This window comes from Streptomyces sp. MB09-01 (genome assembly GCF_033794505.1).
Classification (GTDB): domain Bacteria; phylum Actinomycetota; class Actinomycetes; order Streptomycetales; family Streptomycetaceae; genus Streptomyces.
Genome location: NZ_JARAYQ010000255.1, coordinates 1 through 11,589, shown reverse-complemented (window position 1 = coordinate 11,589; position 11,589 = coordinate 1). Strand labels below are relative to the sequence as shown.

Here is an 11,589-nt window from a genome sequence, read left to right as displayed (position 1 = left end):
CCCGACCACCCCGCCGCCGGGCAACCGGGACGCGTACTCCGCGATCCAGGCGGAGTCGTACGACGGCCAGGCGGGCACGGTCAAGGAGACCACCACGGACTCCGGCGGAGGCCAGGACCTGGCGGCGATCGGCAACGGCGACTGGGCCCTGTTCAGGGGCGTCGACTTCGGTTCCACACCGGCGAAGCAGTTCTACGGACGCGTGGCGAGCGGTGCGGCCGGCGGGGTCAGCGGGCTGGTCGAGGTGCGCCTCGACAACCGGGACTCGGCGCCCGTCGGCAGCTTCTCGATCGCGGGCACCGGCGGGTGGCAGAGCTGGCGGACGGTCCCGGCCAACATCACCGCGGTCACGGGCACCCATGACGTCTACCTGACCTTCACGAGCGGCCAGCCGGCCGACTTCGTGAACGTCAACTGGTTCGACTTCGGCCACTGAGCGGGCCGGACAGGTGAAGTGGCGACGAGGGCAGGATTCGAACCTACGTCCACCCGGGATCAGAGCCGGGCGCTCCTCCGCAGAGCTTCCTCGTCGCCACGTCGATCATGGCTGGGTCCGCCGTCCCGGGCAACCGGTTTCCCCGGCCCCGGGGCGGCCGGTCACAGCCACTCTCTCGCCGCTGCGCGCTTGCCCTTGCCGGAGAAGACTCCGGCCGACCGCAGGGCGCCGGCCATGAGGGGGTCCGCAACAACGACACCGTGCACGAGTTCGGGCGTCCGGCGGAAGGCGACGGCCTCGGTCGTCGGCCTGGGGGCGGTCCAGCCGCCCGCGACGGGGTCCACCCGGTGCCGGGCGCAGACCGCCTCGACCAGCGAACGCGGGCATTCCTTCTCTCCCCGGAGCACTTCCCAGGGCAGGGGCAGCTCCGCGCTGACGTAGGTGTCAGGGTGCAGCCCGCCGCCGCTCATGCGGTGCCAGTACGCCACGTCGGCGGCCATCAGCCGGGGCACCTTGCCCGGGCAGAACCGGTCCAGGATCTCCTCCCGGCCCAGTTCGGACAGGATCGCGAACCAGTGGGCCCGGGCCGTGTTCCACGCCTGTGCGGCCTGGTTCCACGTCGACGAGTCGTCGCCGCGGCGCACGATCATCGTTTCGCGCTCCAGCGGGTGCCGGTTCCAGGCGTCTTCCAGCAGGTCCGCCACCTGGCGCAGGAAGCCGTTCCACCGCACCAGCAGGCGGGTGAGGTCCTCGTCGGACACCGCGGCCAGCACTTCCGACGTGGGATGCACGTGCGCGACCGCGGACCAGCAGGTCCGCTCGGGCTGCGCACGCAAGCGCTGGAACAGCGCCTCGGCGACCTCGTCGTAGACCTGGCGCTGCCGGCCGTTGGTGAAGACGCTGCGCATGTAGCCGCGCGCGGTGATGTACGCGACGAAGGCCGCCGTGTCCGGGTCCGTGGCGAAGAGACCGTACGGCAGTACGTGGGCGAGGGCTCCCTTGCCCGTCATGGTCACCTCGCGCCGGCGCTGCTCGTGTATCAGCCGCGCCAGTTTGGCCTCCATGCGGCGCAGGAGCCGGAAGCGCTTGTTGTACTGCCGCTTGGAGACCTCGCCGAGACCGGCAGCAGTGCGCCCGGCCCGGTCGAGACGGTCCCGGCCGAAGTCGTTCTGGCCGTACGCGCGGCCTATGGACTCGCCCGCGCGCCGGATCACGGCCTCGATCCGGTCCGGATCGTCTCCCGCGCCGTCCGGGAGCTCCGGCACATCCGTGAACAGGCTCGCCACACGGGCGAGCTGGCGCTGTGCGCCGACCGGGCGGGCGAACTCCTCCCGCATGGAGGTGTATCCGTGCCAAAGGGTGCGCAGCGAGTGCTCGGCGGCCTTGGCCAGTGCCTCTTCGGTGGCCGTGTCGAGTTCGGTGCCCTGGGCCGCGTACAGATCCTGGATGAGCCGGGCCACATCCTCCGGCCGCTTGCGCAGGGTGAGCGAGGCGTGCAGTTCACGGAGGAGTTCTTCGACGGTGGGCGACGGCATGGGCCTCACCCTGTCACCCAGCGGCCGCGCGCCCAACTGGATATCCGCAGGCCGCAGCCACGGCTCCGCCGCAACGGCTACGGCGGGACGCCCGCCCTCCTGCACACCCGTCGCCAGCCCCTCTGACCCCTGTGCCCTGGCGCCGGTCCGCCCCCCTCCCGCCCCCTCGGCGGCGTCCTGTACGGCGGTCGGGTGGAACCGCCGCCTCCGGCGGACCGGGTGCGGCGAGCCGCCGAGGTCCCGCCGCGGCGGTGGCCGGAAGCTGTGGCCCGTCACGAGGGGTGACCGAAGGCAGGGCGAGCAGCGGCAGAGGGGTTTGCATGTCGACATTCACGTGGGGCGCTCGAAGGGCTCGGGGACGGGTCACGCGAGGTGGCCGCGGGCGCCGCGCCGACAGGATCGCCGCGGCGGTCGTCCTGGGTCTGGCGCTCGCCGTGGCCCTGCCCGGAGCGGCACTGGCCGCCCCGGGCGATCTGGATCCCACCTTCGGCGGCGGCGACGGAATGGTGACCACCGACCTCGGCGCCTCCGAAGCCGCCGCCGACGTGGCGGTGCAGCCCGACGGAAAGATCGTCGCCGTCGGCGGTGACACGACGGACTTCTTCGGCAATTTCGCGGCGGTCCGCTACAACGCCGACGGCAGCCTCGACACCACGTTCGGCGACGGCGGAAAGGTGTCCACCGACATCGCCGGCGGCTCCGACACGGCCAACGGCGTGGCCCTGCAGGCCGACGGCAAGATCGTCGTCGTCGGCACCAGCGAGAACCTCGAGGGCGGCGTCGCCTGGTTCACGGTGGTCCGCTACAACCCGGACGGCACCCTGGACACGACCTTCGACGGCGACGGCAAGGCGGTCACCGACTTCGGGGGCGGTGGCGCCGACCAGGGCTCCGACGTGGCAGTGCAGGCCGACGGCAAGATCGTCGCCGCCGGCGGTGTCGGCGGACTGTTCGCGCTGGCCCGGTACAACGCCCTGGACGGCAGTCTGGACACCACCTTCGACGGCGACGGCAAGGTGCTCACCTCCTTCGCAGGCATCCAGGGGGGCGGCACGGCGTACGGGCTGGCGCTGCAGGCCGACGGCAGGATCATCGCCGCCGGCGAGATGACCGAGGGCCTCGTACGGGACTTCGCGCTGGCCCGGTACAACGCCAACGGCACGCTCGACACGAGCTTCAGCGGCGACGGCAGGGTGACCACCGACCTGGGGTCCATGGACACCGCCCAGGACGTGATGGTGCAGTCCGACGGCAGGATCGTGGCCGTGGGCGGCTCCAGTCCCGGTGTGTTCTCCCTGGCCCGCTACCACGCCGACGGCACGCTCGACACGACGTTCGACGGCGACGGCAGGGTGACCACCAACCTCGGTGGCCCCCAGGGCGGCAGCTCCGCTTACGACGTGGTCCAGCAGTCCGACGGCAAGCTCGTCGCCGTCGGCGGCGGCAACGGCGACTTCGCGCTGGCCCGCTACCTCACCGACGGCAGCCTGGACACGGGCTTCGGCGGTGGCGACGGCACGGTGGCCACGAACTTCGGGGGCGCCGACCTGGCCCACTCGGTGGCGCTGCTGCCCGACGGCAGGCTGGTCGCCGCGGGCGGCGGAGGGGCGGCCGAGGACTTCGCGCTGGCCCGGTACGAGGGTGGCGGCACCACTCCGCCGCCTCCGCCCGGTGCGGACCTGGCCGTCACCGTGTCCGGTCCCGCCGCGGTCAGCATCGGCGACCAGGCGACCTACACGGTGACGGTGCGCAACACCAGCGCCACCGTGCCCGCGACGGCCGTCACCCTGGCCGACACCCTCACCGGAGCCGGCGGCACCGTGCTGTCGGCCGCGCCCAGCCAGGGCAGTTGCACGAACACCGCCACCAGCGCGAGCTGCACCCTGGGCACCCTCGCGGCCGGCGCCTCCGCCACCGTGACCGTGGTGACCGAGCCCCGGAGCACCGGCACCCTCTCCGACACCGCCACGGCGGACGCGGCGGAGACCGACCCGGTGCCCGGCAACGACAGGGCCACGGCGAACACCACCGTGAACAACGCCCGCGGCTGCACGATCATCGGCACCAGCGGCGCGGACACCCTGAACGGCGGCTACTTCACCGACGTGATCTGCGGTCTCGGCGGCAACGACACGCTCCGCCCGGGCTACGGCAACGACACGGTCCACGGCGGCGCGGGCAACGACAACATCGACGGCAGCTTCGGCGACGACACGCTGAACGGCGGCACCGGGAACGACACCCTGCTGGGCAACTACGGCAACGACCGGCTCAACACGGTCGACGCCGTGGCCGGCAACGACACCGCGAACGGAGGCTTCGGCAGCGACACCTGCACGACCGACCCGGGCGACACCCGCATCAGCTGCCCGTGAGCCGACCGTGCAGTGCGGGTGATCGCGGCCCGGTAGCGGTGGGGGTTCGGCCGTAGCAGGGCCGGCGCACCGATCCTCGGCCCGGATCCCGGCACTTGGGCGCCCCTCGGCCGTCGCCTGCCACCGCGCCGGCCGGGCTGCGCCCTCGTAACCGGCCGGTGAACGACCGGACTCCACCGAGCGGCACCGCGGTGGCGGGCGGTACGGCCGTGAGCGCCCCCGGCGTTCCGGCCGTACCGGTTACCCTGCTGTGTCCGGCGAGGCCACCGCCCGTGGGACCCGCCTACAGCATGGAGGAACACCCGTGTCGGAACCGCGTCCCGGGAACCGCCCCACCCTGGAGGCCGTCGCGGCGCTCGCCGGGGTGTCCCGGGCCACCGCCTCCCGTGTGGTCAACGGTGGCGACGGCGTCCGCCCTCACCTGGCGGACAAGGTGCGCGAGGCGATCGAGGACCTGGGCTACGTCCCCAACCACGCGGCCCGCACCCTGGTCACCCGGCGCACCGGTGCCGTCGCCGTGATCATCGCCGAGCCGGAGGTCCGGATATTCTCGGACCCCTTCTTCTCCCGCCAGATCCGCGGCATCAGCAAGGAGTTGACCGCGCACGACGCCCAACTGGTCCTGATGCTGGTGGAGGACCGGGGCGACTACGACCGCATCGAGCGCTACCTGGCCGGCGGCCACGTCGACGGGGCGCTCGCGTTCTCCCTGCACACCGACGATCCGCTGCCCGCCATCACCCGCCGCATCGGCATGCCCACGGTCTACGGCGGCCGCCCCGGCTGGACCGACGGAACCGGGGAGCACGACGGGGTGGCGTACGTCGACGCGGACAACCGCGGCGGCGCCCGGGACGCGGTGCGCCACCTGCTGGCGCTCGGCCGGCGGCGGATCGCGCACATCGCCGGCCCGCTCGACCAGACCTCGGCGGCGGACCGCCTCAGCGGCTACCGGGACGTGCTCCCGGCCGACGGCCCTGAGCTGTTCGCCGAGGGGGACTTCACCGTGGCGGGAGGGGCCCGGGCGATGGCCGAACTGCTGGACCGGGACCCCGGGATCGATGCCGTCTTCGCCGGGAACGACCTGATGGCGACCGGCGCGCTGCAGGTGCTGCGGGAGCGCGGCCGGACGGTTCCGGGGGACGTGGCGCTGGTGGGCTTCGACGACGCCGAGCCGGTGGCGGAGAGCGCCGACCCTCCGCTGACGACCGTACGCCAGGACGTCGAGGGCATGGGGCGCCTGATGGCGGGGCTGCTGATGCGCACGCTGAACGGGGGTCCGGACGAGCGGACCGTGCCCGGTCCGGTGATCACCGCGACGACCCTGGTCCGGCGCGTGTCGGCCTGACCCGGCCCACGGAGAACCACGGCCTGCGGAAACGGCTGCCGGGGCCCGCGTGACGGCGGGTCCCGGCAGCCGGACCGAGGGGGAGGGACGTCGTCCCGGATCAGCGGCGCACGGGGCACTGCTTCCACGAGAAGTGGTAGATGCTGTTGATGCCGCCGTCCGTCGAGTCGAGGGCCATGAAGCTGGTCTGCGACGGGTCGGAGGTGCCCACCTCGGCGCGCAGTTCGGTGTTGATGTTGAAGTTGCGCTGCTCGCCGCAGGGTGCGAAGACCAGGGCTTCGATGCCCGTGGTGTCGGTCGCCTGCCAGTTGTCCTCGTAGTGGCCGTGGAACTTGTGGGTGCGCTGGGCGGTCTGGCTCATGCCCTGGAAGTAGTAGCTGGCCTTCTGGGTGCCGATCGCGCCTTCCTGCAGGCTGCCGAAGCCCCGGTAGTCGACCTGGGCCACGGCGTAGGTGTAGCCCTGGGGGACGTGCACCTGGAGGGAGAGGAGACAGTTCTTGCGGCCTTCGGTGGCGGGCGCGCCGCCTCCGGCCTGGGCCAGGTACTCGCTGTAGGTGACGGTGAAGGCCGAGTTGTCCGGCGCCACCGCGACGGTGGCGCTGCCTGGCCGGCAGCCCGATCCGTTGACGGAGGCGACGTCCACGGTCACCTCGTCGGTGGGCGCCGAGGGGGAGGCCCCGGCTGTGGGGGTGAGCGTGACGAGTGTTGCGGTCACGGCGGCTGCGGTGAATCCGGTACGGAGCGACTTGATCACACCGTCATGGATAGCCGTCGGCGGCGGCACCGGCCGGCCGACGGGCACGCGGTCTCACCTCGATGGCCGAGACGATTCACCGCAGAAACGATCAATCAGCCCATACCGGTACACGAACGGCCGCAGGCGGCGCGGTGCGCCGAGTCGCATCCGCCTCGGAGTCGCGTTTGTCCTAATATCGGCGAGATCTTTCAGGCCTGCGGTGAGGAGTCCCATGTCCCGCGTACGACGGTCCGCCGCCCTGGCGGCGCTGGCCCTCGCCACCGCCCTGACCGTCACGGCGACGGGGTCACCGCCCGCCTTCGCCTCACCGCACCACACCGGCGACGAGGCGGCCGTGCTCGGCGAGGACCACGCCCGCGCGCACGCGCGACTGCGCCAGGAGGCCAAGGGCACCCAGGGCTATCCGCAGTCGAAGCGCACGGCGAGCCTGACCTCGCTGCAGGAGTCCCAGCGCAAGGCCAACGCGGCTTTCGACGCGGCCCGGTTCGGCCGCTTCACCCAGTTCTTCCCCTCGCCCGACTTCGGCGTCCACGTGGCCCAGCTGCACACGGGCAAGGTGCTGCTCTTCTCGTTCGAGCGCGTGGAGGCCGATCCCACCAAGGAGACCGGCCCCACGAACACCGTGGGGCGGACGAACGCGGGCCGGGCCTACCTCTGGGACCCCGCCAAGGGCACCGGGGCCAGGGCCTTCAAGAACGTGCCCCCGCCGGTGGTGCTGATGCCCGACGGCACCTACGCCCCGCGCCCGGCGCCCTTCTTCTGCGCGGGACACTCCTACCTCCCCAACGGGATGGTCGGGGTCTTCGGCGGCAACGTCGGCGGCAAGGGCGGCAGCGGCGCCAAGCTGTCCTTCGTGTTCGACCCTTGGACCGAGACCTGGTTCCGCAACCGGGACATGGCCGTGGGCCGCTGGTACCCCTCCGTCGTGACCGGGGTCGACGGCCGGCAGATCATCATGTCCGGCCAGTCCGAGCGCGGTACGGGCACACCCACCCCGGTGGTGGAGCGCTTCCCCGCGCTCGGACGCCGGGTGCCCTGGCGCCCGTTCGACATCCCGGCGGGCGTCCCCGCGGAGCGGCTCCGCTCCGAGGCACCCTTCCGCAACGACTATCCGCACCTGTTCTCGCTGCGGGACGGGAAGATCTACGGACTCGGCCGCGACGCCGACCAGCAGTGGCTCTTCGATCCGGTCAAGGACGTGCGCACCGACCTGCCCCGGCGGCCCGCCGACTTCCGGGGCTACGGCTCGGCCGTGCCGCTGCCGGCCGGCTTCCGCGGCCCGGACTCCGTCCTGGTGCTCGGCGGCGACCCGCGTGACCCGCTCACGTACAGGCTGTCCGGCGGCCGCTGGAGCATCGAGGAGCCCAGGGCCTTCGGCCGCACCCAGGACGGCACCCTGATCCTGCCGGACGGCACGCTGCTCACGGTCAACGGCGCCCTGGACACCCGCGACTACGGGAACGGACCGTTCAATCCGAAGGCGGACCTGAAGTACCGGCAGATCGAGCTGCGCGACGCGCGCGGCCACTGGAAGCTGGGGCCCGCCCAGCGGCTGCCCCGCGGCTACCACTCCAACGCCCTGGTCCTGCCGGACGGTCGGGTGATGGTCACCGGCGACGAGCTCCAGCAGATCGCCAACGACCCCGACATCAAGGACGGGATGGACGGCAGCATCGAGCTGTACGAGCCCGCCTACCTGCACCGGGGTGCGCGCCCGGCGCTCGACCGGGCGCCCGCGGGAGAGCTCGGCCACGACACGGCCTTCCAGGTCACGAGCTCGACCGCGAAGGACGTCAAGCGCGCCGTGCTGCTGGCACCGACCACCGTCACCCACTCGGTGAACACCAGTCAGCGCCACCTGGACCTCCGGATCACCGGGGTGAACGGCTCGGCGATCGGGCTCCGGACGCCTCCGAGCGCGGCCGACGCCCCGCCCGGGTACTACATGCTCTTCCTGCTCGACGCGAAGGGCGTGCCCAGCACGGCGAAGTGGGTGAAGCTGGGCGTCCGCCCGCGGTAGGGCAGCGCGTTCAGGGTCCCGGCTGCGGCGGTTCGACCTTCGCCAGCCAGGTGGTGAGGAGCTGCTCCAGCTGCGCGGCCTCCAGCGGCGTCAGGCCGTCCAGCAGGCTCCGCTCGTTGCTCATGTGCTCGGCGAAGGCCCGGTCGATCAGGTCCCGTCCCGCCGGCGTGAGCGCTACCACCCGGCCCCGGCCGTCGGCGGCCGAGCGGCGGCGGGTGACCAGTCCGTCGCGTTCGAGGCGGTCGATCCGCTTGGTCATGGCGCCCGTCGTCACCATGGTGTGCGCGGCGAGCTCGCCGGGCGCCCGCTCGAAGGGCTCGCCCGCCCGGCGCAGGGTGGCCAGGACGTCGAACTCCCCCTCGCCGAGTCCGTACTTGCGGTAGACGAGGGCAAGGCGGTCGGTCAGGAGCAGGCCGAGCCGGTGCAGCCGCCCGATCACGCCCTGGGGACTGACGTCGACGTCGGGCCGTTCGCGGGCCCACTCGTCCTGGATGCGGGCCACGTGGTCCTTGGACTGGGGTTTCACGGGGCCAGCATAGCGTTGCCTTCCATGGAAGATATTATATCTTCCATGGAAGACACTCTGCGGTGGTCCTTGGTCACGGCGATGGCCCCGGTGGCGTGGGGCACGACCTATTTCGTCACCCGCGAGTTCCTGCCCTCCGGCCACCCGCTGTACGGGGGCGTCATCAGGGCCCTGCCGGCCGGGCTGCTGCTCCTGCTCGCGGCGGGGCGGCGGCTGCCGAGCGGCAGCTGGTGGTGGCGGGCGCCGCTGCTCGGCATCCTCAACATGGGCGGCTTCTTCGCGCTGGTGTACCTGGCCGCGCAGCGGCTGCCGACCAGCGTGGCCTCGACCGTCATGGCGACGGCGCCGCTGGTGATGATGCTCTTCGCCTGGGCACTGCTGGCGGAGCGGCCGGGCCTGCGGCACCTGGCCGGTGCGGGCGTCGGGGTCGGCGGGGTCTGCCTGATGCTGCTGACCCCGGGCGCACCCCTCGACCCCCTCGGCGTGCTCGCCTCGGCCGCCGCCATGGGGATGGCCTCCCTCGGCTACGTACTGGCCAAGCGGTGGGGCGCCGGGGTGGACGTGCTCGCGTCGACGGCCTGGCAGCTGCTGGGCGGCGGGCTGCTCCTGCTCCCCCTCGCGGCCGCCCTGGAGGGGGCGCCGCCGCGGCTCGACGGCCCCGCGCTGGCCGGCTTCGGCTACGTGACCGTGGTGGCGACCGCGGTGGCCTTCGCCGCCTGGTTCGCGGGGCTGCGGCACCTGCCCGCCGCGACCGTCGGACTGCTCGGCCTGCTCAACCCCGTGACCGGCGTCCTGCTGGGCACGGCCCTTTCCGGGGAGTCCCTCCGCCCTCTGCAGCTCTGCGGCCTGGCGCTGGCGCTGGCCGGGGTGCTGCTGGGGCGCCCGGCGGCGGCCCGCGCGCACCCGGGGTCTCCGGAGCGGGCGCGGGCGGCGGCCACGGGGGCGGGGACTACGCCCTGACGGCGTCCGCCGCCGGAGCGGGACCGAAGCGGACCACCGCCGCGCGCCCGGCCGTACGCAGGATCCGCTCGGGCCCGCCCGTCAGCAGGGCGGCGTCGTGGGGGGCCAGCTCCTCGGCCCGGCCGGAGCCCGGGCCGCGGTCGTCGGACCGGTGGAGCAGCGCCGGCCCCTCCAGGGCCACGACCAGCAGGGTCTCCCCGGGCCGCACGGCGAGCGCGAGCGCGCCCCGTACGACGGCGGTCTCCGCCCGGGTCGCACTCCGCCGGTACATCACATTGAAGTTGACCACCGGACCACCGAGGAGGCGGCAGTCCGTCGGCTCGTCCCCGGCGAAGTCCCTCGGCGCGAACCGCTCGTCCACGAGGTGGCGGACACCGGCCACCACGAGGTCCATGCCCGCCCCCTCGGCCAGGGTGAGGGTGCGGTCGACTCCCGGGAACGAGGAGAACGGCCCGTCCGCGGCGACCTCCGCGAGGCTCACCCGCCAGGCGAAGTCCCCGATGCCGGCGCCCTCGGGCCGCGCGGCGATCTCGCGGGTCACTCCCCCGCCGTTCTTCCAGGGGGTCGCGCCGCGGTCGGCGGCCCTCAGGAGGCGGAGCCCGTCGCCGGCGCTCACGCGGTCGGCCCGGTCAGCCGCGCGGCCAGTTCGCCGGTGTCGGTGAGGAACCACGCCTGGCGCCCGCGGTTGCACTCGCGGACGAAGTCGCGCAGCGCCGAGCTCGCCGCCGTGTGGCGGGAGATGTCGCCGAGGACGACGATCCCGACCCGGTACTGGGCGAACTTCTGGATGATCTCCCCGGCGACCCGGGTGCTCAGCCGGAAGAACCCGTCGTCGAACCGTTCGGCGGGGATGACGACCCACTGCGCGCCCTGGTAGGAGGCGTCGCCGATGCAGTCCAGGGCATCGCGTTCGCCCGCGATGACCTCGCCCTCGGCCGCCCACATCAGGACCGGTACGCCATTGATCGTCTGCAGGATGCTCATGGAGGTCGAGGCTAGTTCGGGACGGCAACGGCGTCGACGCGATTCAGGCGCCCTTCTCCACCGAGGGGCGCAGGCGGCCGAGCAGGGCGTAGAGCGTCGCGCTCTCGCCCTCGTCGAGGGTGTCGAGCGCGCCGTGCATGTCCTGCATCTCCTCGCGGACCCGGCGGATGATCTCGCGGCCCGCGTCCGTGGCCACGACGTTCTTGACGCGGCGGTCGGCGGGGTCCGGCTCCCGGCGCACCAGTTCGCGGGCCTCCAGGCGGTCGACGATGCCGGTCACGTTCGAGGCGTCGCACACCAGCAGGGTGGCGAGGCCGCGCATGGGCACGGGGCCGTCGAGCTGGGCGAGGACCCTGGCCTGGGTCGAGGTGAGGCCGTGCTGGGCGGCGGCGGCCGCGAACTCGCGCCATTGGGCGGTGCCGATGGCCGCGAGCAGTTCGAGCAGCTGGAGCTTGGTGGGGGCGTGCGTGGCGGTGTCGCTCATACCTGGAGCGTACTCAGGATGGTTGACATTATCAATTGTTTACTTGACCACCTTAACTATCGACGTTTACCGTCGGTCGAGTTACTTGAGGAAGTCAAACATCTGCGTTCCGAAGCTTTCAGCTCCGAAACACGAAGAAGGTCCCCCCAGCCATGAGCACCCCC

At 72.8% G+C, this 11,589-nt stretch carries 11 protein-coding genes and 1 tRNA gene; 5 read left to right on the top strand and 7 right to left on the bottom strand.

What is annotated here, in order from left to right; genetic code table 11:
• The coding region (locus PV721_RS35230; protein ID WP_319731618.1) for a carbohydrate-binding protein at positions 1-436 on the top strand (436 nt) is incomplete at its 5' end.
• 19 nt (positions 437-455) lie between these two features.
• Here PV721_RS35230 and PV721_RS35225 read toward each other — a convergent pair.
• Together PV721_RS35225 and PV721_RS35220 are read right to left on the bottom strand one after the other, a co-directional pair.
• Positions 456-531 (bottom strand) — tRNA-Gln (locus tag PV721_RS35225).
• A 66-nt stretch (positions 532-597) separates the two neighbouring features.
• Positions 598-1,971, bottom strand: a complete 1,374-nt coding sequence (locus tag PV721_RS35220) for a hypothetical protein (protein ID WP_319731616.1) — start codon at positions 1,969-1,971, stop codon at positions 598-600.
• A gap of 320 nt (positions 1,972-2,291) precedes the next feature.
• On the opposite strand from PV721_RS35220, the gene PV721_RS35215 reads away from it, so the two are divergent.
• Entirely contained in the window at positions 2,292-4,346 is a 2,055-nt protein-coding gene (locus PV721_RS35215) for a calcium-binding protein (protein ID WP_319731614.1), read from the top strand.
• A gap of 304 nt (positions 4,347-4,650) precedes the next feature.
• Positions 4,651-5,694, top strand: a complete 1,044-nt coding sequence (locus tag PV721_RS35210) for a LacI family DNA-binding transcriptional regulator (RefSeq protein ID WP_319731612.1) — start codon at positions 4,651-4,653, stop codon at positions 5,692-5,694.
• A 100-nt stretch (positions 5,695-5,794) separates the two neighbouring features.
• Here PV721_RS35210 and PV721_RS35205 read toward each other — a convergent pair whose 3' ends face one another.
• Positions 5,795-6,448 (bottom strand): DUF4360 domain-containing protein, encoded by a 654-nt coding sequence (locus PV721_RS35205; RefSeq protein ID WP_416371249.1) that lies wholly within the window; start codon positions 6,446-6,448, stop codon positions 5,795-5,797.
• A gap of 214 nt (positions 6,449-6,662) precedes the next feature.
• On the opposite strand from PV721_RS35205, the gene PV721_RS35200 reads away from it, so the two are divergent.
• Positions 6,663-8,471: a galactose oxidase-like domain-containing protein gene (locus tag PV721_RS35200; protein ID WP_319731609.1), complete on the top strand. Its 1,809-nt coding sequence runs from the start codon at positions 6,663-6,665 to the stop codon at positions 8,469-8,471.
• A gap of 10 nt (positions 8,472-8,481) precedes the next feature.
• Here PV721_RS35200 and PV721_RS35195 read toward each other — a convergent pair whose 3' ends face one another.
• A complete protein-coding gene (locus tag PV721_RS35195; RefSeq protein ID WP_319731620.1) occupies positions 8,482-8,973 on the bottom strand; it encodes a MarR family transcriptional regulator in 492 nt (163 codons plus the stop codon).
• Positions 8,974-9,042: 69 nt separating this feature from the next.
• Between PV721_RS35195 and PV721_RS35190 the strand changes: the two genes are divergently transcribed.
• Positions 9,043-9,957 carry an EamA family transporter gene (locus PV721_RS35190; protein WP_319731607.1) on the top strand — a complete coding sequence of 305 codons (915 nt, stop codon included), beginning with the start codon at positions 9,043-9,045 and terminating at the stop codon, positions 9,955-9,957.
• On the opposite strand, the gene PV721_RS35185 is transcribed toward PV721_RS35190, so the two are convergent.
• From PV721_RS35185 to PV721_RS35175, 3 genes are read right to left on the bottom strand one after another with little or no spacing between them, the layout of a single operon-like run.
• Positions 9,947-10,573, bottom strand: a complete 627-nt coding sequence (locus PV721_RS35185; protein ID WP_319731605.1) for a HutD family protein — start codon at positions 10,571-10,573, stop codon at positions 9,947-9,949. The two genes, PV721_RS35190 and PV721_RS35185, sit on opposite strands and share 11 nt — an antisense overlap.
• Positions 10,570-10,941: a DUF4180 domain-containing protein gene (locus tag PV721_RS35180; protein ID WP_319731604.1), complete on the bottom strand. Its 372-nt coding sequence runs from the start codon at positions 10,939-10,941 to the stop codon at positions 10,570-10,572. The genes PV721_RS35185 and PV721_RS35180 overlap by 4 nt, the downstream gene beginning before the upstream one ends.
• 43 nt (positions 10,942-10,984) lie before the next feature.
• Positions 10,985-11,425 carry a MarR family transcriptional regulator gene (locus PV721_RS35175; RefSeq protein ID WP_319731602.1) on the bottom strand — a complete coding sequence of 147 codons (441 nt, stop codon included), beginning with the start codon at positions 11,423-11,425 and terminating at the stop codon, positions 10,985-10,987.
• Positions 11,426-11,589 lie beyond the last annotated feature (164 nt).

What these genes read in the sequence shown, in the direction of transcription:
- PV721_RS35220 (WP_319731616.1), bottom strand. Translation starts at nt 1,971, where the DNA reads ATGCCGTCGCCCACCGTCGAAGAACTCCTCCGTGAACTGCACGCCTCG.
- PV721_RS35215 (WP_319731614.1), top strand. Translation starts at nt 2,292, where the DNA reads ATGTCGACATTCACGTGGGGCGCTCGAAGGGCTCGGGGACGGGTCACG.
- PV721_RS35200 (WP_319731609.1), top strand. Translation starts at nt 6,663, where the DNA reads ATGTCCCGCGTACGACGGTCCGCCGCCCTGGCGGCGCTGGCCCTCGCC.
- PV721_RS35190 (WP_319731607.1), top strand. Translation starts at nt 9,043, where the DNA reads ATGGAAGACACTCTGCGGTGGTCCTTGGTCACGGCGATGGCCCCGGTG.
- PV721_RS35180 (WP_319731604.1), bottom strand. Translation starts at nt 10,941, where the DNA reads ATGAGCATCCTGCAGACGATCAATGGCGTACCGGTCCTGATGTGGGCG.
- PV721_RS35175 (WP_319731602.1), bottom strand. Translation starts at nt 11,425, where the DNA reads ATGAGCGACACCGCCACGCACGCCCCCACCAAGCTCCAGCTGCTCGAA.